At 69.4% G+C, this 22,025-nt stretch carries 21 protein-coding genes; 17 read left to right on the forward strand and 4 right to left on the reverse strand.

Annotation, left to right across the window (positions count from 1 at the left end; genetic code table 11):
* From DFR41_RS21920 to DFR41_RS21975, 12 genes are all read left to right on the forward strand, one after another.
* Positions 1–351, forward strand: a 351-nt coding sequence (locus DFR41_RS21920; protein WP_244917834.1) for a 3-hydroxyacyl-CoA dehydrogenase family protein, incomplete at its 5' end; no start/stop codon positions are given.
* A 28-nt stretch (positions 352–379) separates the two neighbouring features.
* Positions 380–1,882, forward strand: a complete 1,503-nt coding sequence (locus DFR41_RS21925) for a M20 family peptidase (RefSeq protein ID WP_017759267.1) — start codon at positions 380–382, stop codon at positions 1,880–1,882.
* Positions 1,879–3,054, forward strand: a complete 1,176-nt coding sequence (locus DFR41_RS21930) for an acetyl-CoA C-acyltransferase (RefSeq protein WP_017759266.1) — start codon at positions 1,879–1,881, stop codon at positions 3,052–3,054. The genes DFR41_RS21925 and DFR41_RS21930 overlap by 4 nt, the downstream gene beginning before the upstream one ends.
* Positions 3,055–3,085: 31 nt before the next feature.
* Positions 3,086–3,511 carry a PaaI family thioesterase gene (locus DFR41_RS21935; protein WP_114804284.1) on the forward strand — a complete coding sequence of 142 codons (426 nt, stop codon included), beginning with the start codon at positions 3,086–3,088 and terminating at the stop codon, positions 3,509–3,511.
* Positions 3,512–3,589: 78 nt separating this feature from the next.
* Positions 3,590–5,422 (forward strand): acyl-CoA dehydrogenase, encoded by a 1,833-nt coding sequence (locus DFR41_RS21940; protein WP_114804285.1) that lies wholly within the window; start codon positions 3,590–3,592, stop codon positions 5,420–5,422.
* Positions 5,422–5,637 (forward strand): hypothetical protein, encoded by a 216-nt coding sequence (locus DFR41_RS21945; protein WP_017759263.1) that lies wholly within the window; start codon positions 5,422–5,424, stop codon positions 5,635–5,637. The genes DFR41_RS21940 and DFR41_RS21945 overlap by 1 nt, the downstream gene beginning before the upstream one ends.
* A 37-nt stretch (positions 5,638–5,674) precedes the next feature.
* The gene (locus DFR41_RS21950) at positions 5,675–6,472 is read left to right on the forward strand and encodes an SDR family oxidoreductase (RefSeq protein ID WP_114804286.1); all 798 of its coding nucleotides are present in this window, start codon (positions 5,675–5,677) and stop codon (positions 6,470–6,472) included.
* A gap of 51 nt (positions 6,473–6,523) precedes the next feature.
* The gene (locus DFR41_RS21955; protein WP_017759261.1) at positions 6,524–6,958 is read left to right on the forward strand and encodes a PaaI family thioesterase; all 435 of its coding nucleotides are present in this window, start codon (positions 6,524–6,526) and stop codon (positions 6,956–6,958) included.
* 15 nt (positions 6,959–6,973) lie between these two features.
* Complete coding sequence (locus DFR41_RS21960; protein WP_114804287.1) at positions 6,974–7,990, forward strand: NADP-dependent oxidoreductase; 1,017 nt, start codon at positions 6,974–6,976, stop codon at positions 7,988–7,990.
* 65 nt (positions 7,991–8,055) lie between these two features.
* Positions 8,056–9,726 (forward strand): isovaleryl-CoA dehydrogenase, encoded by a 1,671-nt coding sequence (locus DFR41_RS21965; protein ID WP_114804288.1) that lies wholly within the window; start codon positions 8,056–8,058, stop codon positions 9,724–9,726.
* A gap of 117 nt (positions 9,727–9,843) precedes the next feature.
* Complete coding sequence (locus DFR41_RS21970) at positions 9,844–10,785, forward strand: glutathione S-transferase family protein (protein WP_114804289.1); 942 nt, start codon at positions 9,844–9,846, stop codon at positions 10,783–10,785.
* Positions 10,786–10,920: 135 nt separating this feature from the next.
* Positions 10,921–11,835 carry an SDR family oxidoreductase gene (locus DFR41_RS21975; protein ID WP_114804290.1) on the forward strand — a complete coding sequence of 305 codons (915 nt, stop codon included), beginning with the start codon at positions 10,921–10,923 and terminating at the stop codon, positions 11,833–11,835.
* A gap of 69 nt (positions 11,836–11,904) precedes the next feature.
* Here the strand turns inward: DFR41_RS21975 and DFR41_RS21980 are convergent, their stop codons facing one another.
* Positions 11,905–12,945 carry an aldo/keto reductase gene (locus DFR41_RS21980; protein WP_114804291.1) on the reverse strand — a complete coding sequence of 347 codons (1,041 nt, stop codon included), beginning with the start codon at positions 12,943–12,945 and terminating at the stop codon, positions 11,905–11,907.
* Between the two features lie 25 nt (positions 12,946–12,970).
* Entirely contained in the window at positions 12,971–14,164 is a 1,194-nt protein-coding gene (locus tag DFR41_RS21985) for an MFS transporter (protein ID WP_114804292.1), read from the reverse strand.
* 32 nt (positions 14,165–14,196) lie between these two features.
* Here DFR41_RS21985 and DFR41_RS21990 point away from each other — a divergent pair, with 32 nt between their 5' ends.
* The gene (locus DFR41_RS21990) at positions 14,197–15,186 is read left to right on the forward strand and encodes a LysR family transcriptional regulator (protein WP_114804293.1); all 990 of its coding nucleotides are present in this window, start codon (positions 14,197–14,199) and stop codon (positions 15,184–15,186) included.
* A gap of 146 nt (positions 15,187–15,332) precedes the next feature.
* Here the strand turns inward: DFR41_RS21990 and DFR41_RS22000 are convergent, their stop codons facing one another.
* Together DFR41_RS22000 and DFR41_RS22005 are read right to left on the reverse strand one after the other, a co-directional pair.
* Positions 15,333–16,934: a sensor histidine kinase gene (locus DFR41_RS22000; RefSeq protein ID WP_244917836.1), complete on the reverse strand. Its 1,602-nt coding sequence runs from the start codon at positions 16,932–16,934 to the stop codon at positions 15,333–15,335.
* The gene (locus DFR41_RS22005) at positions 16,927–17,625 is read right to left on the reverse strand and encodes a response regulator transcription factor (RefSeq protein ID WP_114804294.1); all 699 of its coding nucleotides are present in this window, start codon (positions 17,623–17,625) and stop codon (positions 16,927–16,929) included. The genes DFR41_RS22000 and DFR41_RS22005 overlap by 8 nt, the downstream gene beginning before the upstream one ends.
* A gap of 144 nt (positions 17,626–17,769) precedes the next feature.
* Between DFR41_RS22005 and DFR41_RS22010 the strand changes: the two genes are divergently transcribed.
* From DFR41_RS22010 to DFR41_RS22025, 4 genes are all read left to right on the forward strand, one after another.
* A complete protein-coding gene (locus DFR41_RS22010; RefSeq protein ID WP_114804295.1) occupies positions 17,770–19,032 on the forward strand; it encodes an ABC transporter substrate-binding protein in 1,263 nt (420 codons plus the stop codon).
* A gap of 89 nt (positions 19,033–19,121) precedes the next feature.
* Positions 19,122–20,003: a carbohydrate ABC transporter permease gene (locus tag DFR41_RS22015; protein WP_114804296.1), complete on the forward strand. Its 882-nt coding sequence runs from the start codon at positions 19,122–19,124 to the stop codon at positions 20,001–20,003.
* Between the two features lie 4 nt (positions 20,004–20,007).
* Entirely contained in the window at positions 20,008–20,856 is an 849-nt protein-coding gene (locus DFR41_RS22020; protein WP_114804297.1) for a carbohydrate ABC transporter permease, read from the forward strand.
* A 5-nt stretch (positions 20,857–20,861) separates the two neighbouring features.
* The gene (locus DFR41_RS22025) at positions 20,862–21,932 is read left to right on the forward strand and encodes an ABC transporter ATP-binding protein (RefSeq protein WP_114804378.1); all 1,071 of its coding nucleotides are present in this window, start codon (positions 20,862–20,864) and stop codon (positions 21,930–21,932) included.
* The last annotated feature ends 93 nt before the right edge of the window (positions 21,933–22,025 follow it).

A 22,025-nucleotide genomic window follows, 5' to 3' on the forward strand; every position in this document is an offset into this window, starting at 1 on the left:
GAGGACATGATTGCCGAGCACCGCAAGGAACTGGGCATCACGCCGCGCAAGATCAGCGACGAGGAGATCGTGCAGCGCCTGGTGTATTCGCTGGTGAACGAGGGCGCGCACATCCTCGAAGACGGCATCGCCAGCAAGGCCAGCGACATCGACATGGTCTACATCACGGGCTATGGCTTCCCGATCTTCCGGGGCGGCCCGATGCACTACGCCAGCCAGCAGGGTCTGTTCAACGTGGTGCAGGCGATGCAGCGCTTCGGGCGCAACCCGAACGACGATGCCAAGTTCTGGGAGCCGGCGGGCCTGATCCGCAAGCTGGCAGCCGAAGGCAAGGGCTTCGACCAGGCCTGAGGCCGCAACGCCGCTGAACCGACCGCCGATGATCCGCCGCCTTCTGCTGATCGTTCTCGCCGCGCTGGTGCTTCTTGCCGCGGCGCTGGGCATCAACACCTGGCGCCAGGGCTCGCGGCAGATCGCCGTGGCGCCCGCGCCGAAGGCGGACGTCGACCTCGCTTCGGCGGCGCAGCGGCTGGCCGGCGCAGTCCGCTTTCGCACCATCTCGGCGATGGACGGCTCCGGCGAGTCCAGCGCCGAGTTCGACAAGTTCCAGGCCTACCTGGCCCAGCAGTTCCCGCGCGTGCACGGTGCGCTGCGCAAGGAGGTGGTGGGCCGGCATGCGCTGCTCTTCACCTGGGAAGGGCGGGACCCCAAGGCCATGCCCGCGGCGCTGATGGCGCACCAGGATGTGGTGCCCATCGCGCCTGGCACCGAGCGGGCCTGGAGCGTGGACCCCTTCGCCGGAGAGGTGAAGGACGGCTTCATCTGGGGTCGCGGCACCATGGACGACAAGGGCAACCTGCTCGCCCAGTTGGAGGCCGTCGAGTCGCTGCTTGCTGCCGGCTTCCAGCCGCGCCAGACGATGTATTTCGTGATGGGCGACGACGAGGAAGTCAGCGGTCTGCGCGGCGCCAAGCCCATCGCCGAGCTGCTGCAGTCGCGCGGCGTCGAACTGGAGTGGGTGCTCGACGAGGGTCTGCTGGTGCTCGATGGCGTGCTGCCCGGCCTGTCGAAGCCTGCAGCGCTGGTGGGCCTGGCCGAGAAGGGCTATGGCACTTTCTTCCTCACGCTCGATACCTCGCCCGGCCACTCTTCCATGCCGCCCGCGCACAGTGCCATCGGCCGCATGAGCGCGGCGTTGGCCCGGCTCGAGGCCGCGCCAATGCCCGGCGGCATCCGCGGCGTGGCCGGCCAGATGTTCGGCACGCTGGCACCGGAGATGAGCCCGCTCAACCGCGTGATGCTCTCCAACCTGTGGCTGACCGAACCGCTGGTGCGTGGCCAGCTCGAAAAGAGCCCCAGCAGCAATGCCATGCTGCGCACCACCACGGCGCTCACCATCGTGCGCGCCGGCAACAAGGACAACGTCCTGCCCGGTCGCGCCGAGGCGGCCGTCAACTTCCGCGTGCTGCCCGGCGACACGCTGGACAGCGTGCAGGCCCACCTCAAGAAGGCGCTGGCCGACGACGACATCCAGATCAAGGCCTATCCCGGCAACGCCGAGCCGTCACCGGTGTCGCCCACCGACAGCACGGGCTATGCGCTCATCGAGCGCAGCATCCGCGAACGCTTTCCCGATGCGGTGGTGGCCCCCGGCCTGATGACCGCCGCCACCGACTCGCGCCATTTCACGGGCATCTCGAAGGCGGTCTTCCGCTTCTCGCCCATCCGTGTGAACAACGAGGACCTGCCTCGCTTCCACGGCACCAACGAACGCCTGAGCATCGCCGCCTACGGCGACATGATCGGCTTCTACCAGCAGCTGCTGCGCAACGCGTCGCAGCCCGCTTCCGTTTCCGCCTCCATTCAAAGGAAGACACCATGACCCGCGCCGTGATCGTTTCCACCGCCCGTACGCCGCTCGCCAAGAGCTGGAAGGGTGCCTTCAACATGACCCACGGCGCCACGCTGGGCGGCCATGCCGTGCAGCATGCGGTGCAGCGCGCCGGCATCGACGGCGCCGAGGTCGACGACGTCATCATGGGCTGCGCCACGCCCGAAGGCGCCACCGGCAGCAACATCGCGCGCCAGATCGCGCTGCGCGCCGGCCTGCCCATCACCACCTCGGGCATGACCATCAACCGCTTCTGTTCCTCGGGCCTGCAGACCATCGCCACCGCCGCCCAGCGCATCATCGCGGGCGAAGGCGAGGTGTACGTGGCCGGCGGCGTCGAGAGCATCTCCTGCGTGCAGAACGAGGCCAACAAGCACATGCTGGCCGACCCGTGGCTGGTCAAGAACAAGCCCGAGATCTACTGGAACATGCTGCAGACCGCCGAGCAGGTGGCCAAGCGCTACAACATCGGTCGCGAGGCCATGGACGAGTACGGCGCCCGCAGCCAGCAACGCGCCACCGCCGCGCTGGAAGCCGGCAAGTTCAAGGACGAGATCGCCCCCATCACCGTACTGGCCGGCGTGGCCGACGGCCAGCTGGGTCTGATCACCAAGGAAGTCACCGTCGAGAACGATGAAGGCATCCGCCCCGGCACCACCAAGGAAGGCATCAGCGGCATCCGCCCGGCCATTCCTGGCGGCCTGATCTCGGCCGGCAATGCCAGCCAGTTCTCCGATGGCGGCGGCGCCTGCGTGGTGGTGGACGAGGCCTATGCCGAGCGCAAGGGCCTCAAGCCCCTGGGCCGCTTCCTGGGCTTCTCGGTGGCCGGCTGCGAGCCCGACGAGATGGGCATCGGCCCCGTCTTCGCCATTCCCAAGGTGCTCAAGAAGCTGGGCCTGACCGTCGGCGACATCGACCTGTGGGAACTGAACGAAGCCTTCGCCGTGCAGGTGCTGTACTGCCGTGACAAGCTGGGCCTGCCGGACGACCGCCTGAACGTCAACGGCGGCGCCATCGCGGTCGGCCACCCCTACGGCGTGAGCGGCCAGCGTCTCACCGGCCATGCGCTGATCGAAGGCAAGCGCCGCGGCGCCAAGAAGGTGGTGGTGACCATGTGCATCGGCGGCGGCATGGGTGCCGCCGGCGTGTTCGAGGTTCTCTGATCCTCGGTTGACGCACACGCAAGGCACGGCGATGAAGGTCGATCTGCCCACACTGCAGGGCTTCTTCGCCAGCGCCCCCTTCATGGCCGACCTGGGCGTGCAGGCCACGGGCGGCGAGGCCGGTCGGGTGCGCACGGCGCTCACGCTCGCGCCGCGCCACCTGCAGCACACGGGTGTAGTGCATGCGCGGGTGATGGCCGCCATCGCCGACCACACCATGGGCGCGGCCGCGCAGACGATGGCGCCCGAGGGCTTCTGGATCGTCACGGCCGAGTTCAAGACCACGCTGCTGCGCGGTGCCCGCGGCGTGCGCCTGGAGTGCGAGGCCTGGGTGCTGCGCGCGGGGCGTCAGCTGAGCTTTGCCGAGGCTGAGGTCTACGCGGTTGCGGCGGACGGGCAGCGCACACTGGCCGTCAAGGCGGCGGGCACCATGGCGCTGATTGCCGCGCAGGGCTGAGCACACAAGGCCTCCGGGCCGCCGCTGCGCCAAACCCGCGCCCACCTCCGGCGCGGTCTTCTTCACGACGAGACAACCATGAGCTACCGCGACACCCTCGACTTCCTTCTCTACGACTGGCTCCATGCCGAGCGCCTGAATGAGCGCCAGCGCTTTGCCGACCATTCGCGCGAGACCTTCGATGCCGTGCTGGACACCTGCGAGCGCATCGCCCGGGAGAAGTACGCGCCGGCCAATCGCACGGTGGATGTGGAGGAGCCGCATTTCGACGGCGAGAAGGTGATCCTGCCGCGTGCCACACACGAGGCCCACGCCGCCTTCGTGGAGAGCGGCATGATGGCCGCCGCGCAGGACTACGACATCGGCGGCATGCAGCTGCCCTACACGGTGCAGGCGGCGGCCAACTCCTTCTTCGCCATGGCCTCGGTGAGCATCGGCTCCAACATGCTGACCAGCGGCAATGCCAACCTGCTGATGGTGCACGGCACCGAGATGCAGAAGCAGGTCTTCGCACTCAACGAGTTCTCGGGCCGCTGGGCCGGCACCATGTGCCTGTCTGAGCCACAGGCCGGTTCTTCGCTGTCGGATGTGGCGACGCGTGCGGTGCCGGACGGTGAAGATTTCGAGAACGACCCACTCGGCCCGCGCTACCGGCTCAAGGGCAACAAGATGTGGATCTCGGCCGGCGACCATGAGCTGACCGAGAACATTGTCCACATCGTGCTCGCCAAGATTCCCGACGCCGAGGGCAAGCTGATCCCGGGCGTCAAGGGCATCTCGCTGTTCATCGTCCCCAAGAAGATGGTGGACACCGAAGGGAATCTGACCGGCGTGCGCAACGACGTGGCATTGGCCGGCCTCAACCACAAGCTGGGCTGGCGCGGCACCACCAACACGCTGCTCAACTTCGGCGAGGGCAAGTACCCGGTCGACGGCAAGGCCGGCGCTGTGGGCTACCTGGTCGGCAAGCCGGGACAGGGCCTGGCCTGCATGTTCCACATGATGAACGAGGCCCGCATCGGCGTCGGCACCGCCGCCGTCATGCTGGGCATGGCGGGCTACCACGCCTCGCTGGACTATGCGAAGAACCGGCCGCAGGGCCGGCCCGTCGGCCCCGCCGGCAAGGACGCCACCCGCCCGCAGGTGCGCATCATCGAGCACGCCGACGTGCGTCGCATGCTGCTGGCGCAGAAGGCGTACTGCGAAGGGGCGCTGGCGCTGCAGCTGTACTGCGCCCGCCTGGTCGACGAGCAGAAGACCGGCACGCCCGAGGCCGCGGACGATGCGCGTCTGCTGCTGGAGGTGCTGACGCCCATCGCCAAGAGCTGGCCCAGCGAATGGTGCCTGGAGGCCAATTCGCTGGCCATCCAGATCCACGGCGGCTACGGCTACACGCGCGACTTCCCGGTGGAGCAGTATTGGCGCGACAACCGCCTGAACATGATCCACGAGGGCACGCACGGCATCCAGGCCGCCGACCTGCTGGGTCGCAAGGTGCTGATGGAAGGCGGCAAGGGCCTGCAACTGCTGGGCGCCCGCGTGCAGGAGACCATCGGCCGCGCCGCCGCACGGCCCGAGCTCGCCGGCTTTGCCGACGCACTGGGCCGGGCCTTCGGCCGTGTCACGTCGGCCATCCAGGCGGCATGGTCCACCGGCAACCCGGCCGAGGCGCTGGTCAATGCGGTGCCCTACATGCAGGCCTTCGGCCACATGGTCCTGGCGTGGATGTGGCTGGATGTCGCCGACAAGGCCATCGAGAAGGACAATGGCGCGACCTCGGTGTCGACCACCGGCCGCCTCGGCGCCGCCACCTATTTCTATCGCTACGAACTGCCCAAGATCGGCGCCTGGCTCAATGTGGTCGAGAGCCGCGAGCCGGTCTGCGCAGACCTTCCCGAAGACGCCTTCTGATGACCTCCCAAGCACCCGTCCGCCCGCCCAAGCAACGCCACTGGACCGAGAAGCTGAGCTGGATCCTGATCTATGCCGGCCTGTTCACCGTGGTGCTGGGCATCGCCACCGCGCGCCAGGACGAGCCGCTCGGCTGGTCCATCGGCGCGCCGGGTGGCGTAGCCGTGCTGGCCGGCGTGGTGCTGATCTACATCCGTTCCCGCATCAAACCCTGAAGGCCTTCATGGCCCCACATCTGGAGACCTTTCACCCATGAGCGCACGCACCGTCCAGCAACTGTTCGACCTGAAGGGCAAGGTCGCCCTGATCACCGGCGGCTCCCGCGGCCTGGGGCTGCAGATGGCCCATGCCCTGGGCGAAGCGGGCGCCAGGGTCATGCTCAGCTCGCGCAAGGCCGACGATCTGGAGCAGGCCGCGGCCGAGCTGCAGGCCGCGGGCATCGATGCGCGCTGGATCGCTGCCGACTGCAGCAAGGAAGAGGACACCCGCCGCCTGGCCGACGAGACGCTGGAGCGCATGGGCGCCGTGGACATCCTGGTCAACAACGCGGGCGCCAGCTGGGGCGCGGCGGCCGAGGAGCATCCGGTCTCGGCCTGGGACAAGGTGATGAACCTCAACGTGCGGGGCTACTTCATCCTGAGCCAGCAGATCGCCAACGGCTACATGATCCCCAAGAAGAGCGGGCGCATCATCAACATCGCCTCCATCGCCGGCCTCAACGGCAACCCGATCGGCATGAAGACACTGGCCTACAACACCTCCAAGACGGCGGTGATCGGCTTCACCCGCACGCTGGCCGCCGAATGGGGCCGCCATGGCATCACCGTCAACGCCATCTGCCCGGGCTTCTTCCGCACCAAGATGGCCTCGGGCCTCATCGACCAACTGGGCGAGGACAACATGAAGGCCGCCGCGCCGCTCAACCGCCTGGGCGATGATGAAGACCTCAAGGGCATCACGCTGCTGTACGCCAGCGACGCAGGCAAGCACATCACCGGCCAGTGGATGGCGGTGGATGGTGGCACCAGCGTCGTGCTGGGCGCGGCCTGAGTCCGCCCTTTCGTCGAACCTGTGCCGCCTCGCGCGGCTGCCTTCCAGACCATGAACATTTCCTTCGGCGTCGACATTCCCTTTGTCCACCACCTGGGCTTCACGATGCACCGCTTCGAGGGCGGCGAGTCGGAGCTGCACTACACGCCGGCCGATGAGCACCTCAACAGCTTCCAGGTGGCCCATGGCGGCGCCTGCATGACGCTGCTGGACGTGACCATGGCCACTGCTGCACGCAGCGTGCAGCCGGAGATCGGCGTGGTCACCATCGAGATGAAGACCAGCTTCATGCAGCCTGCCCGCGGCCCGCTGGTGGCCTATGGCCGCCTGATGCATCGCACGGCCACGATGGCCTTCACCGAGGCGCGCATCGTCGATGCGGCGGGCCGGTTGTGCACGCACGCCACCGGCACTTTCAAGTACGTCAAGCGCCTGCCGGTCGATGGCCGGGGCGTCCATGACCTCAAACCCCTTTCCACCGACTGACACAAAGAGCCAACCATGCCGCAGAACAAGCAGATCCATCTGGACAACCGCCCGACCGGCGAGGCCGAGCTGTCGAATTTCAAGCTCGTCGTGGGCGAGACGCCGGCCCTGGCCGACGACCAGGTGCTGGTGCGCCACCACTACCTCAGCCTGGACCCGTACATGCGCGGCCGCATGAACGACTCCAAGAGCTATGCCGCCTCGCAGCCTCTGGGCCAGACCTTCCAGGGCGGCACGGTGGGCGAGGTGGTCGAGAGCCGCCATCCCAAATTCGCCGTCGGCGACAAGGTGGTCGGCTTCGGCGGCTGGCAGGAATACGGCGTGGTCGACGCCAACCAGCCCGGCGTGCTGCGCAAGGTCGACACCACGCATGTGCCGCTGTCGCACTACCTGGGCGCGGTGGGCATGCCCGGTGTGACGGCCTGGTACGGCCTGGTCAAGATCATCGCGCCCAAGGCGGGCGAGACGCTGGTCGTCACGGCAGCGAGCGGCGCCGTCGGCAGCGCCTTCGGCGCGCTGGCCAAGGCCCGCGGCTGCCGCGTGGTCGGCATCGCTGGCGGTCCGGACAAGTGCAAGTACGTGACGGACGAGCTGGGCTTCGACGCCTGCATCGACTACCGCCAGCACCCCGACGTCAAGAGCATGAGCGCCGCGCTCAAGGAAGCCTGCCCCGACGGCATTGATGGCTATTTCGAGAACGTGGGCGGCTACATCCTCGACGCGGTGCTGCTGCGCCTGAACGCCTTCGCCCGCATCGCCCTGTGCGGCATGATCGCCGGCTACGACGGCCAGCCGCTGCCCATCCAGAACCCCACGCTGCTGTTGATCAACCGCGTGAAGCTCGAAGGCTTCATCGTCAGTGAGCACATGGAGGTCTGGCCCGAGGCGCTCAAGGAGCTGGGCACGCTGGTCGCCACCGGAAAGCTGCGCCCGCGCGAGTCCATCGCCGAAGGCATCGAAAAGGCCCCGGAGGCCTTCCTGGGCCTGCTCAAGGGCAAGAACTTCGGCAAGCAGCTGGTCAAGCTGGTCTGATGCACTGATCCCGACCCGGCCGGAGCGCCGGGCCCCGCAACCGGCACCGAGGCCAGGAGGCAGGCATGAACCCCTTTGTCACGCACGAAGTCTTCAACCAGCCCGAGCCGCTGGTCGACTACGACCTGTTCGCCACGAATCGCGCGCTGCAGGACGCCCTGCGCTTCAACGCGCCTGGGCTGGAGCTCGCGCCACTGCAGGCGCTGGGCCGCGAAGTGGGCACGGCGGCGATGCAGCGGCATGCGCGCCTGGCCAATGTGCACACGCCGGTGCTGCACACGCACGACCGCTTCGGGCGGCGCATCGACGAGGTGGAGTTCCATCCCAGCTACCACGCGCTGATGACGGCCGCCGTGGGCGCAGGCCTGCACGGCACGCCGTGGGCCGAGGCCGGCGATCCGGTTGCAGCCGGAGCGGGCCGCTCCCCGCATGTTCAGCGGGCCGCGGGCTTCATGCTCTTCACCGAGCTGGAGCCCTCGATGCTGTGCCCCATCTCCATGACCTACGCGGCCACACCCGGCCTGCGCGGCAACGCGGCCATCTACGCCGACTGGGCGGCCAAGCTTCAGAGCCGCTGGTACGACCCGCAGCTGGCCGTCTGGCGCGACAAGCCGGGCGTGACCATGGGCATGGGCATGACCGAGAAGCAGGGCGGCTCGGACGTGCGGGCCAACACCACGCAGGCGGTGCGCGACGGCGCCGATGCCTGGGGCGAGCGCTATGTGCTGACCGGCCACAAGTGGTTCTTCTCGGCGCCCATGTGCGATGCCTTCCTGGTGCTGGCGCAGGCGCCGGCCGGGCTGACCTGCTTCTTCCTGCCGCGGGTGCTGCCGGATGGCACGCGCAACGCACTGCGCATCCAGCGCCTGAAGGACAAGCTGGGCAACAAGGCCAATGCCAGTTCCGAGGTCGAGTTCCACGGCGCCACGGCCTGGCTGGTGGGCGAGGAGGGCCGCGGCGTGCCGCAGATCCTCGAGATGGGCACCATGACCCGGCTCGACTGCTCGCTGGGCACCAGTGGTCTGATGCGCCAGGCACTGGCCCAGGCCCTCAATCACACGGCGCAGCGCAGCGCCTTCGGCAAGCCGCTGATCGAGCAGCCGCTGATGAAGAACGTGCTGGCCGACATGGCGCTCGAAAGCGAGGCAGCGGTGGCCCTGTCGATCCGCCTCGCGCGCGCCTTCGACCGTGCGCAGGACCCGCGCGAGCGCCTGCTGGCCCGCGTGCTCACGCCCATCGCCAAGTTCTGGATCTGCAAGCGCGGCGCCGCGCTGGCGCAGGAGGCCATGGAATGCCTGGGCGGCAATGGCTATGTGGAGGAGGGCGGCGAGGGCGTACTGGCCCGCATCTACCGCGAGATGCCGGTCAACTCCATCTGGGAGGGCGCCAGCAACATCATGGCCATCGACCTGCTGCGCGCCTTGCGCAAGGGCGACATCGCCGCCGCGCTGGCCGAAGAGTTGAAGCCGGCCCGCGGCGCGCATCCCGCGCTCGACCGACTGATGGACGCCCTGCCCACGCGCGTGGAAGCCATGGCCACCGAGACGCAGGCCCGTCGCCTGGCGCAGGACGTGGCGCTGGCCGTGCAGGCGGCCTTGCTGGTGCAGACGGCGCCGGCGGCGGTGCACGAGGCCTTCTGCGCCTCTCGTATCGGTGGCGACTGGGGCCAGACTTTCGGCACACTGGGCGAAGGCGCCGATTTCGACGCCATCCTGGCCCGGGCCATGCCGCGCTGAGCGGACCCTTTGCCGGGCCGCATCGTCGGTCCGGCGCACCGTTCTTCGCATCCGACCCACGCAGCGGCCTGCGCCGCTGAATCCGGCGTCACGCCGCCGTCCTTTTCCGGAGTCCCCATGGCAGACATCATCCTGCACCACTACGCCGCCTCGCCCTTCTCGGAGAAGGTGCGCCTGCTGCTCGGCCACAAGAAGCTGGCCTGGAAGTCGGTCATCATTCCCTCGGTCATGCCAAAGCCCGACCTGGTGGCGCTGACCGGTGGCTACCGCCGCACGCCGGTGCTGCAGGTGGGGGCCGACGTGTATTGCGACACGGCGCTGATCGCCGATGTGCTGGAGCACCTGCAGCCCGAGCCTACGCTCTACCCGGAGCCCGAGAAGGGCCTGGCCCGCATCGTGGCCCAGTGGGCCGACAGCACGCTGTTCTGGGCCGCCATGGCCTGGAACCTGCAGCCCAAAGGCGCGGCCGAACTCTTCGCCAGCCTGCCGGCCGAGGCGGCCAAGGCCTTCGGGGAAGACCGTGGCAAGATGACCGCCGGCAACATGGCGCGCATCAAGCCGGCCGATGCCGCTGCGGCGTACAAGAACTACCTGCGGCGCCTGTCCGACATGCTGGACGACCGCAGCCACCTGCTCGGCGAGGTGCCCTGCATCGCCGACTTCGCGGCTTACCACCCGCTCTGGTACACCAGCCGCGTCAATGCCGTGAAGTCCATCCTGCAGCTCACGCCGGCCGTGGTCGACTGGATGGACCGCATCAAGGCCATCGGCCATGGCAGCTTCGAGAAGATCGCCTCGGCCGATGCGCTGGCGATCGCCAAGGCCGCCGCACCCAAGACCCTGCTGACCGACAGCACCTTCCAGGACGACCACGGCATCCCGCTGGGCAGCGCGGTGACCATCCGTGCCGAAAGCTTCGGCCTCGAAGAGACCGCCGGCACGCTGGTGGCCGCCACGCGTACGCACTTCACGCTGGCCCGCGAGGATGAGCGCGCGGGTTCGCTGCACGTGCACTTTCCGCGCACCGGCTACGTGCTGAAGGCGGCGGACGCGGGCTGACCGCAACCAGGGCGGTTGGCGGCCAGTCCGTCAACGTCGCCTGCAGGACAGCCATGGAGCACCGCGGGCGCTCCAATCGCTCGCACAGCGGCTTTCATCCGCATTCCAGAGACAACGGCAAAAGGACCGACTTCCATGATTCAGGACTTCCACGGCAAGACCGCGGTGCTGACCGGCGCCGCATCCGGCTTCGGCCTCGAGTGCGCGCGCATCGGCGCGGCGCGCGGCATGAACCTCGTGCTGGTCGACGTGCAGCAGGATGCGCTCGACAAGGCCGAGGCCGAGATGAAGGCCGCCGGCGTGCAGGTGATGGCGCGCAAGGTGGATGTCTCCAGCGCCGCCGAAATGGAGGCGCTGGCCGCCGCAGTGAAGGAGCGCTTCGGCGCGCCGCATTTCGTCTTCAACAACGCGGGCGTGGGCGCCGGCGGCCTGGTGTGGGAGAACACCGTGGCCGACTGGGAATGGGTGCTGGGCGTGGACCTGTGGGGCGTGGTGCACGGCGTGCGCCTGTTCGTGCCCATGATGCTGGAGGCCGCCGAGAAGGATCCGGCCTACCGCGGCCACATCACCAACACGGCCAGCATGGCCGGGCTGCTGACGCCGCCCAACATGGGCATCTACAACGCCGCCAAGGCCGCGGTGGTGAGCCTGACCGAGACCATGTACCAGGACCTGCGCCTGGTGACCGACCAGGTGGGCGCCAGCCTGCTGTGCCCCTACTTTGTGCCCACCGGCATCACCCACAGCGAGCGCAACCGTCCCGGTGGTTCGCTCGCGCAGGGCCAGCTGACCAAGAGCCAGCTCATCGGCCAGGCCATGACCGAGAAGGCCGTCACCAGCGGCAAGGTCACGGCGGCCGAGGTGGCACACAAGGTCTTCCAGGCCATCAGCGACAACCAGTTCTACGTCTTCAGCCACACGGGCGCCAAGGCCCTGGGCAACGTGAAGAGCCGCATGGAGAACATCGTGGCCATCCAGAACCCGGCCGATCCCTTCCTGGAGCGGCCGGAGGTGGGGGCGCAGTTGAAAGCGCAACTGCGCGGGGGGTGAGCGGGACAGCCTTCGGAGGAGGGCACGCTTGCAGGCGAGAAAGGCCGAGGTCGCCGCGCGCGCCTGGCCTCAACCCAGCGGCACGGCCGGCGGCGCCAGCTCGGTGAACTGGCCGTTCCAGTACGGGTAGTAGGGATAGGGCGGCGTCACCGCGCTGGCCGCGTCCAGGCGGGCCATCTGCGCGGCGCTCAGCTGCCAGCCGATGGCGCCGAGGTTCTGGCGCAGTTGCGTCGCGTCGCGCGCGCCGATGAGCACGCTGCTTACCGTGGGCCGCTGCAGCAGCCAGTTGATGGCGATCTGGGGCAGGTTGCGACCCGTTTCCTGCGCCACGGTGTCCATGGCCTCGACGACGCGGAACAGGCGCTCGTCCTCCACCGGCGGTGCGAAGCCGGCCGTCTGGTGAAGGCGGCTGCCTTCGGGCAGCGGCTGGCCGCGACGGATGCGGCCCGTCAGCCGGCCCCAGCCCAGCGGGCTCCAGACGATGGCGCCGAGGCCCTGGTCGATGCCCAGTGGCATCAGCTCCCATTCGTAGTCGCGGCCCACGAGCGAGTAGTAGGTCTGGTTGGCGACGAAGCGCTCCGTGCCGAGCCGATCGGCCGCGGCCAGTGCCTTCATCAGCTGCCAGCCCGCGAAGTTGGAGGCGCCGATGCTGCGCACCTTGCCGCTGCGCACCAGGTCGTCCAGCGTGCGCAGCATCAGCTCCACCGGCGTGGCGGCGTCGAAGGCATGCAGTTGCAGCAGGTCGATGTGCTCGGTGCGCAGCCGGCGCAGCGCGGCCTCCACGCCGCCGATCAGGTGGTGGCGCGACCAGCCGCGGTCGTTGGGCGCGGGCCCGGCGGGCAGCGTGAGCTTGGTCGACAGAATGGCCTCGTGCCGCCGGCCTTGCAGCGCCTCGCCCAGCACGCGTTCGGAGGCCCCGTCGGAGTAGACGTCGGCCGTGTCGAAGAGCGAGACGCCGGCCTCCAGGCAGATGGCGATCATTTCGCGAGCCTCGTCCACGTCGGTGCGGCCCCAGGCGCTGAAGAGCGGCCCTTGCCCGCCGAAGGTGCCGGCGCCAAAGCCAAGCACGGGGACGCGGAAGCCGGAGCGGCCAAGCAGTCGGTGTTCCATGGTTGTTTCTCCTGGGGTGTGAAGGTCAGGCGTTGCAGCGGCGCGGCGCGGAAGGCGTGTCGGCGGACAGGCGACGACGCTGCATCGCCCGGCTGACCAGCGCCAGCGCCAGCCCGGCCAGCGTGAGCCCGGCGGCTGCGGGACCGAGGCCCTGCAGCCCGGGCCCGTGGTCGATGACTGCGCCGCCCACCCACGCGCCCAGGGCGTTGCCCAGATTGAAGGCGGCGATGTTCAGGCTGGACGCGAGGTTCTGACCCGCGCCGGCCGCCTGCTCCAGCATGCGGGCCTGCAGCGGCGCGGCGGTGGCGAAGGCAGCCACGCCGAGGGCGGCCAGGAAGACCGCCGCCGTCACCCGATGCGGCATGGTGAGCGGGGCCAGCGCCAGCACCACGGCCAGCGCGAGCAGGGTGCCGATCACGGCCGGCATCGGCGCCCGGTCGGCCAGCCGGCCGCCCAGGATGTTGCCCACCGCCAGCCCACCGCCGAAGACCAGCAACAGCGGCGACACGGCCGCGACGGACAGGCCGGTCACCTGCGTCAGCACCGGCTGCACGTAGGTGTAGAAGGCGAACACGCCGCCGAAGCCCAGGATGGTGATGGCCAGGCTCAGCCACACCTGCGGCCGGGCCAGCACCGACAGTTCCTCGGCCAGCGTGGCGGGCACCTCGGCCTGCACCTGCCGCGGCACGAAGCGCATCAGCACCGCGAGCGCGACCACGCCGACCACGGTCACGGCCCAGAAGGCGGCGCGCCAGCCCCATTGCAGCCCGATCCAGGCGCCGGCCGGCACGCCCAGCAGCGTGGCGGCCGTGAGGCCGGTGAACATCAGCGCGATGGCCGAGGCCCGGCGCTCGGGCGGGACCAGGCCGGCGGCCACCACGGCGCCGACGCCGAAGAAGGTGCCGTGCGCCAGCGAGGTCAGCACCCGGGCGGCCATCAGCGTGGCGTAGTCGGGCGCCAGGGCGCAGGCGATGTTGCCGGCGGTGAACACGCCCATCAGCGCGATCAGCACCGTGCGCCGCGGCAGGCGCCGCGTGGCCAGCGTGAGCACCGGCGCGCCGACGGCGACGCCCAGCGCATAGCCGGAAATGAGCAGGCCGGCCGCCGTGATGGACACGCGCAGGTCGGCCGCGACCTGCTGCAGCAGGCCCATGATGACGAATTCGGTGGTGCCGATGCCAAAGGCGCCGGCGGTGAGGGCAAGAAGTGCGAGAGGCATGATGGCCGAGACTGTGATCTGATCGCGCCACGATGACTAGGACGCTCTCTGGACAAGCAGCTGTGAAGCCAATTCACAAATCGGCCCCCGCGCGGGTCGAGGTCAACCGCGCTGGCGAACTGGAGGCCTTTGTGCAGGTGGTGGACCGGGGCGGCTTCTCGGCCGCAGCCCGGCACCTGGGCCTGACGCCCTCGGCCATCAGCAAGCTGGTGGCGCGGCTGGAAGCGCGCCTCTCGGTGCAACTGGTGCACCGCTCCACCCGCAAGCTGCAGCTCACGGCCGAAGGGCAGCTCTTCTACGAGCGCGGCCTGCGTGTGCTGGCCGACCTGGACGAGGCCGAACGCTGCGTCGGGGCCGGCTCTGCACCGCGCGGACGGGTCAGCATCAACGCCAGCATTCCCTTCGGACATCGGCTGCTTCTGCCGCTGGTGCCGCGGCTCCTGGAGGCCTACCCGGAGCTGCAGGTGGACATGGTGCTGACCGACCGCGTGGTCGACCTGATGGAGGAGCGCTGCGACATCGCGATCCGCTGGGGCAAGCTGCCGCCTTCCGATCTGGTGGGCCGGCTGCTGGGCCACACGGCGCAGGCCATCGTCGGTTCACCCGACTACCTGGCGCGGCACGGAACGCCCACCACGGTGGAGGCGCTCGCGCGCCACAACCGTCTGGGCTCGACCTATCGCCGCAACGTGCCCGACTGGCCTCTGGTCGTCGATGGCCGTGCGGTCGCCATGCCGGTGGTGGGCAGCGCCCGCGCCAGCGATGGTGCGGCCCTTCGCCTGCTGGCGCTGGAAGGCGTGGGGCTGGCGCGCCTGTCCGTCTATCACGTGCTGCCCGACCTGCGCGCGGGGCGTCTGGTGCCGGTGATGGAGGCGTTCAATCCGCACGAGCTTGAGCCGCTGCATGCCGTCTATCTGGGGCGACCGGGGCGGCTGCCGGCGCGGGTGCGGGCGGTGCTGGACTTCCTGGCCGCGCATGCGGATTTCGAGGGTGCGGACCGGGTGCCGGTGGCTGCGGCCTGAACACTGTCTTCGCGCGCGATCCCGGTCACTCGACGCTGTCGCGCTGAGCGGGTCGAAGGGCTTGTGCCCCGGCTTCGAGAGGCTCAGCCCGAACGGTTCTTGAATGATCGGCCGGCATCGGCCGCGGCGCGGCGCAGCACGGGGTTTCAGGTTGCCGGCGCGAGCGGCAGATGGATGCGGGCGCACAGCCCGCGCGGCTGGACCGGCGCCAGCGTCACGCGCCCGCCCTGGCGCTCCACGATCTCCTTCACGATCGGCAGGCCCAGGCCGCAGCCGTTGCCCTGGTCGGTGGCGCGCACGAAGCGCTCGAAGACGCGGGACGAGTCTTCCGGCGCGATGCCGGGGCCATCGTCGGTGACGCTCAGCACCGCCTCGTCGCCATCGCGCTGAACATCCACCGTCACGACCGCGCCACGGCCGGCGTAGCGCAGGGCGTTGTCGATCAGGTTGCTGAGGGCCTCGCGCAGCAGCCAGGCGTGGCCGATGACGACGAGAGGTGACGCCGCGGCGGGCGCGGTGGTTGCGGCGGAGTCCATCGTTTCGTCGGCATTGGCATCGCCATCGCCATCGCCATCGCCATCGCCATCGCCATCGCCATCGCCGGCGGCGTTGGGAGCATCTGCCGCGATCTCGCCCACCGGGCTTCCTTCTTCCTCCACGGGCGCAAAGCCCAGGTCGATGCCCTCGCGCAGCGCCCGCGGCACCAGCGTGGCGGTGAGCTCCTGCGCCAGCGCCCGCAGGTCCACCGGCGAGCCCCGGGCCGCTGCAGTGTCGGGCTCGGCGCGCGCCAGGGTGAGCAGCTGGTTGACCAGGTGCGCGCTGCGATCAGCGCTCTCGTGCACGCGGCGCAGGCGCTCGCGCTGGGCCTCGTCGCCGGCCAGGGCCAGCGCCACTTCGGCCTGCGACTTGAGGCCCGCCAGCGGTGTGCGCATCTGGTGCGCCGCATCGCTGATGAAGCGCTTCTGCTGCGCCAGGTTGTGCTGCACGGCCGCCAGCAGGCCGTTCACGGCCATCACCAGCGCGCGCACCTCGCCCGGGGCGGCGTCGAGGCGGATCGGTGTGAGGTCGGTGGGCGCGCGGCCTTCCACCTCGCGGCGCAGGCGCAGCAGCGGGGCCAGGCCGGCGCGGATGCCCAGCCAGATCACCGTGGTCATCAGCAGGATCAGGCCGGCCAGGGGCAGCAGCGTGTCCCACAGGATGCCGCGCGCCAGTTCCTCGCGGCTGGTACGGCTGCGCGCCACCTGCACCAGCAGCACGGCGTCGGGATCGTCGCGGCCACCCTGGCGCAGGAAGAGGGCGGCCACGCGCAGCGGCTGGCGGGCGCCGACCTCGTCGTTGGCGGGCGGCAGCAGCGCGTCGTAGAAGTAGGGCTGGCCGATGGGTGGCCTGGCCATGACGGCGGCCGGCGGCAGCGGCAGCTGGTGGTTGCCCAGGATGAAGGCGCCCGGCGGCGTGCTGACCATGTAGTGCAGACGGTCGTCGGGGTCGGCCTCCAGCACGTCTTGCGCGGCGCGCGGAAAGTCGATCAGCAGGCCGTTGTCCAGCGGGCGCAGCTGGCGGGCCAGGGCGCGCGAGGCCTGCAGCAGGCTCGCGTCCACAGCCGCATTGGTGTAGCGCTCGGCCAGCTGGTAGGCCGCGAGGCCGCCGGCCAGCCACAGCACGAGCTGCGGTAGCAGCAACCACAGCAGCAGCTGGCGGCGCAGGGTGGGCGCGAAGCGGCCGGGCGCGGGGGAGGGCGACTCAGCCACGCGCACCCGCAGTCGGCCCCGGTGCCGGGCTTTCGAGCAGGTAGCCCAGCCCGCGCACCGTGCGGATCACCAGGCCCGGCTTCTCCAGCTTGCGGCGCAGCTTGTGCACGTAGACCTCCACGGCATTGCCCACGGCGGTGCTGTCGCCCTCGTCGCCCATCCAGGCGCGCACGATCTCGTCCTTGGTCACGACTTCGCCGGCGCGCTCGGCCAGCAGTTCCAGCATGGCCCACTCGCGACCGCTCAGCTCGATGGCCTCGCCGCCCACCGTGGCGCGGCGGTTGTCGCGGTCCAGCAGCATTCCGCCGACCTGCAGGCCGCTGCCGCGCGCGCGGGTGCGGCGCAGCAGGGCATGCAGCCGCGCCTCCAGCTCGGGAAAGTCGAAGGGCTTGGTCACGTAGTCGTCGGCGCCGGCCTGCAGGCCGCTCACGCGGTCCTCCAGGCTGTCGCGCGCGGTGAGCACGACGATGGGCAGCAGGGGCTGCTCGGCGCGCACCTTTCGCAGCAGGCTCAGGCCGTCCAGCAACGGCAGGCCCAGGTCTAGGATGGCGAGATCGAAGGCATGGCGGCCCAGCAGGTACTCGGCCACGGCGCCATTGGGCGCGTGCTCCACCGCGAAGCCGGCGCCCTTCAGCTGGGCGGCCAGTCCGTCGGCCAGCAGGGCGTCGTCTTCGGCAAGCAGGATGTGCATGGCGACTAGATTAACGAAGCAGGGCCGCTTCGGCCTCGGGTTTAACCTTAGATTAATAAATTAAAGAGACTTTAATAATCCGGCCGCGGCGACGACGCCGACCACTCAACGGCCCCGCGGGGCGATTTCCAAGGAGACCTGGCCATGCGCAACCTTCCGACTGCTTCCCTCACCCGCACCGCCATTGCGGCAGCATCGCTGGCCTTGGCGGGTTTGGCCCATGCCGGCGAGGTCGAGGTGCTGCACTACTGGACCAGCGGCGGCGAGGCCAAGGCCGCCGCCGCCCTGAAGGCCACGCTGCAGGCCAAGGGCGACACCTGGAAAGATTTCGCCGTCGCCGGCGGCGGTGGCGATTCGGCCATGACGGTGCTGAAGTCGCGCGTGGTATCGGGCAATGCGCCCTCGGCCGCGCAGATCAAGGGCCCGGCCATCCAGGAATGGGCGCGCGAGGGCGTGCTGACCAGCATCGACAGCGTGGCCAAGGCCAACAAGTGGGACGCCGCGCTGCCGCCCACCGTGGCCGCCATCATGAAATACAAGGGCAACTACGTCGCCGCGCCGGTCAACGTGCACCGCGTGAACTGGCTCTGGATCAACCCCGAGGCGCTCAAGAAGGCGAAGGCCAAGGCGCCCACCACCTGGGACGAGTTCTTCGCCACCGCCGACGCGCTGCAGAAGGCCGGTATCACGCCCGTGGCTCACGGCGGCCAGCCGTGGCAGGACTTCACCACCTTCGAGACGGTGGTGCTGGGCGTGGGCGGCGCCGACTTCTACCGCAAGGCCCTGGTGCAACTGGACCAGGAAGCCCTCAAGAGCCCGACCATGATCAAGGCCGCCGAAACCTTCAAGCGCATCAAGCCGTACACCGACAAGGCCGCCTCGGGCCGCGACTGGAACCTGGCCACCGCCATGGTCATCAAGGGCGAGGCTGGCATGCAGTTCATGGGCGACTGGGCCAAGGGCGAGTTCGTGGCCGCGGGCAAGAGGCCGGGCACCGACTTCCTGTGCATGGCCGCGCCGGGCACGGCGCAGGCCTTCACCTTCAACATCGATTCCTTCGCCATGTTCAAGGTCAAGGGCGACGACCGCATCAAGGCCCAGAACGACCTGGCCGAGGCCATCATGTCGCCGGCCTTCCAGGAGACCTTCAGCCTGGCCAAGGGCTCGATCCCGGTGCGGCTGGACGTGCCCATGGACAAGTTCGACGACTGCGCCAAGCTCTCGGCCAAGGACTTCGCGGCCACCGCCAAGTCGGGCGCCCTGGTGCCCAGCGCGGCCCACAGCATGGCCGTGCCCTCGGCCGTCGAAGGCGCGCTCAAGGACGCCGTGAGCCAGTACTGGAACAGCGACAAGATGAGCGCGCAGGACGCCGTCGCCAAGATCGCCGCCGCGGCCAAGGCGCGCTGATCGGTACCACGCTGTCCACCTGAACGAGCACCGCCCCGGCCGCCACGCGCGCCGGGGCCCGACGCCGCATCGCCCGACGAGGGAGCTCCATGTCCGCGCCTTCCCGCCTGCCCACGCCCTGGCTGCCCAAGCTGGTCATCGCGCCCAGCTTCATCCTGGCCTTCCTGTTCATCTACGGGCTGATCGCCTGGAACGGCTACCTGTCGGTGTCGGAGTCGCGGCTGCTGCCCAACTACGACTTCGCCGGGCTCGACCACTACCTCACGCTGTGGGACAACGAACGCTTCCGCGTCGCGATGACGAACATGCTGATCTTCGGCGTGCTCTTCATCGGCGGCAGCACGCTGCTGGGCCTGTTGCTGGCCATCCTGCTCGACCAGAAGATCCGCGCCGAGGGCGTGCTGCGCACGGTGTATCTGTACCCCATGGCCATCTCGGCCATCGTCACCGGCACGGCCTGGAAGTGGATGCTCAACCCCGGCATGGGGCTGGAGCACCTGATGCAGTCCTGGGGTTTCGCGGGCTTCAGCTTCGACTGGCTGGTGGACCCCGACCGCGCCATCTACTGCGTGGTGATCGCGGGCGTGTGGCAGAGCGCGGGCTTCGTCATGGCGCTGTTCCTGGCGGCGCTGCGCGGCATCGACGACGCCATCATCAAGGCCGCGCAGGTGGACGGCGCCAGCCTGCCGCGCATCTACTGGCGCATCATCATCCCCAGCCTGCGGCCGGTGTTCTTCAGCACCGTGCTGGTGGTGAGCCACCTGGCCATCAAGAGCTTCGACCTGGTGATGGCGCTCACTGCGGGCGGTCCCGGCTTCGCCACCGACCTGCCGGCGACCTTCATGTACGCCATGGCCTTCACCCGGGGCCAGATCGGCCTGGGCGCGGCCAGCGCCACCGTCATGCTGGCCACCGTGGCGGCGGTGGTGGTGCCGTACCTCTACTCCGAACTGCGGACCAAGAAGGGCTGACGCCATGCGCATTGTTCACCGCACCATCCTCTGGGCGCTGCTGCTGCTCTTCGCGGCCTACTTCCTGGCGCCGCTGTACGTCATGCTGGTCACCTCCTTCAAGGACATGGACCAGGTGCGCGCCACCAGCATGGTGGCGCTGCCCACACAGCCCACCTTCGAGGCGTGGACCAAGGCCTGGAGCTCTGCCTGCACAGGCACCGACTGCCGCGGCCTGCAGCCCTTCTTCATGAATTCGGTGCTGATGGTGGTGCCGGCCGTGGCGCTCTCCACACTGCTGGGCGCGCTCAACGGCTACGTGCTGGCGCAGTGGCGCTTCCGTGGCAGCGAGACGATGTTCGCGCTGATGCTCTTCGGCGTCTTCATGCCCATGCAGGTGGTGCTGTTGCCCATGAGCCAGGTGCTGGGCTGGCTGGGCATCGCCAGCTCCATCTGGGGCTTGATCCTCATGCACCTGCTGGCCGGGCTGCCGACCACCACGCTGTTCTTCCGCAACTACTACGTGGGCCTGCCGCCGGAGCTGGTCAAGGCGGCCATGCTCGACGGCGCCAGCTTCTGGCAGATCTTCCGGCGCATCGTGCTGCCGCTGTCGGTGCCGATCCTGGTGGTGACGGTGATCTGGCAGTTCACCGCCATCTGGAACGACTTCCTCTACGGCGTGGTGTTCTCCGGCGCCGACAGCAAGCCCATCACGGTGGGTCTGAACAACCTGGCCAACACCACCAGCTCGGTCAAGGAATACAACGTGGACATGGCCGCGGCGCTGATCGCCGCGCTGCCGACCCTCTTCGTCTACGTGGTGGCGGGCAAGTACTTTGTGCGCGGGCTGACGGCCGGCGCGGTGAAGGGATGAACACCATGGGCGCACTCGGCATCCGCCAGCTCCACAAGACTTATGCGGGCAACACCCACATCCTCAAGGGCATCGACCTGGAGATCGAGGCCGGCGAGTTCCTGATCCTGGTCGGCCCTTCGGGCTGCGGCAAATCCACGCTGCTGTCGATCATCGCGGGGCTGGACGCGCCGACCTCCGGCTCGGTCCACATCGGCGCGCGCGACGTGACGAACCTGCCCAGCAAGGATCGCGACATCGCCATGGTGTTCCAGAGCTATGCGCTCTACCCGAACATGACGGTGGCGCAGAACATCGCCTTCGGGCTGGAGCTGCGCAAGGTGCCGAAGGCCGAGCGTGAGGCCACGGTGCAGCGCGTGGCGCAGATGCTTCAACTGGAGGCGCTGCTGGGCCGCAAGCCCGGCCAGCTCTCGGGCGGCCAGCGCCAGCGGGTGGCCATGGGCCGCGCTCTGGCGCGCGACCCGGCGCTCTTCCTCTTCGACGAGCCGCTGTCCAACCTGGACGCCAAGCTGCGCGTGGAGATGCGCGCCGAGATCAAGCGCCTGCACCAGCGCACGAAGACCACCACCGTCTACGTCACCCACGACCAGGTCGAGGCCATGACGCTGGGCGACCGCATCGCGGTGATGAAGGACGGCATCGTGCAGCAGTTCGGCACGCCCGAGCAGATCTACGGCAGCCCGGCCAATCGTTTCGTGGCGGAGTTCATCGGCTCGCCGGCCATGAACTTCATCGACGCCGCGACGGGCGCTGAGGGCGGCGTGGAGGCGGGCGGGCTGGTGATGCCCTGCGACCCGTCGCGCCATCCGGCGCTGCCGTCGCAGGCTGCCGCCACGAAGCTGCTGTATGGCCTGCGGCCCGAGAACATCGTCTTCGCCGATGCGGGCCTGGAGGGCGTGCTCGAGCTGATCGAGCCGACCGGCCCCGAGACCTATGCCGAGGTGGCCACGCCGCTGGGCCTGCTGACGGTGCGCGTGCCCGGCACGCTGCGCGCCCGCGTGGGCGAGGCGGTGCACCTGCAGTGGGGCGCGGAGAGCGTGCACCTGTTCGACGCCGAGGGCGCGCGGCGGCTCTGAGGCGGCGGCTGCGGCGGGCAGGGAAGGGCGCCGCCGCCAGCCGTGTCCGTCATCTGGCTGGACAGGCTTGCCGCTGGCGCCTGGCCCCGGTCT

This window comes from Pseudacidovorax intermedius, assembly GCF_003350475.1.
Taxonomy (GTDB): Bacteria; Pseudomonadota; Gammaproteobacteria; order Burkholderiales; family Burkholderiaceae_C; genus Xenophilus; species Xenophilus intermedius.

Bases quoted from the DNA above. Each gene is read 5' to 3' on its own strand.
- DFR41_RS21925 (WP_017759267.1), top strand. From the start codon at position 380: ATGATCCGCCGCCTTCTGCTGATCGTTCTCGCCGCGCTGGTGCTTCTT.
- DFR41_RS21930 (WP_017759266.1), top strand. From the start codon at position 1,879: ATGACCCGCGCCGTGATCGTTTCCACCGCCCGTACGCCGCTCGCCAAG.
- DFR41_RS21935 (WP_114804284.1), top strand. From the start codon at position 3,086: ATGAAGGTCGATCTGCCCACACTGCAGGGCTTCTTCGCCAGCGCCCCC.
- DFR41_RS21940 (WP_114804285.1), top strand. From the start codon at position 3,590: ATGAGCTACCGCGACACCCTCGACTTCCTTCTCTACGACTGGCTCCAT.
- DFR41_RS21945 (WP_017759263.1), top strand. From the start codon at position 5,422: ATGACCTCCCAAGCACCCGTCCGCCCGCCCAAGCAACGCCACTGGACC.
- DFR41_RS21950 (WP_114804286.1), top strand. From the start codon at position 5,675: ATGAGCGCACGCACCGTCCAGCAACTGTTCGACCTGAAGGGCAAGGTC.
- DFR41_RS21955 (WP_017759261.1), top strand. From the start codon at position 6,524: ATGAACATTTCCTTCGGCGTCGACATTCCCTTTGTCCACCACCTGGGC.
- DFR41_RS21960 (WP_114804287.1), top strand. From the start codon at position 6,974: ATGCCGCAGAACAAGCAGATCCATCTGGACAACCGCCCGACCGGCGAG.
- DFR41_RS21965 (WP_114804288.1), top strand. From the start codon at position 8,056: ATGAACCCCTTTGTCACGCACGAAGTCTTCAACCAGCCCGAGCCGCTG.
- DFR41_RS21970 (WP_114804289.1), top strand. From the start codon at position 9,844: ATGGCAGACATCATCCTGCACCACTACGCCGCCTCGCCCTTCTCGGAG.
- DFR41_RS21975 (WP_114804290.1), top strand. From the start codon at position 10,921: ATGATTCAGGACTTCCACGGCAAGACCGCGGTGCTGACCGGCGCCGCA.
- DFR41_RS21980 (WP_114804291.1), bottom strand. From the start codon at position 12,945: ATGGAACACCGACTGCTTGGCCGCTCCGGCTTCCGCGTCCCCGTGCTT.
- DFR41_RS21985 (WP_114804292.1), bottom strand. From the start codon at position 14,164: ATGCCTCTCGCACTTCTTGCCCTCACCGCCGGCGCCTTTGGCATCGGC.
- DFR41_RS21990 (WP_114804293.1), top strand. From the start codon at position 14,197: ATGACTAGGACGCTCTCTGGACAAGCAGCTGTGAAGCCAATTCACAAA.
- DFR41_RS22005 (WP_114804294.1), bottom strand. From the start codon at position 17,625: ATGCACATCCTGCTTGCCGAAGACGACGCCCTGCTGGCCGACGGACTG.
- DFR41_RS22010 (WP_114804295.1), top strand. From the start codon at position 17,770: ATGCGCAACCTTCCGACTGCTTCCCTCACCCGCACCGCCATTGCGGCA.
- DFR41_RS22015 (WP_114804296.1), top strand. From the start codon at position 19,122: ATGTCCGCGCCTTCCCGCCTGCCCACGCCCTGGCTGCCCAAGCTGGTC.
- DFR41_RS22020 (WP_114804297.1), top strand. From the start codon at position 20,008: ATGCGCATTGTTCACCGCACCATCCTCTGGGCGCTGCTGCTGCTCTTC.
- DFR41_RS22025 (WP_114804378.1), top strand. From the start codon at position 20,862: ATGGGCGCACTCGGCATCCGCCAGCTCCACAAGACTTATGCGGGCAAC.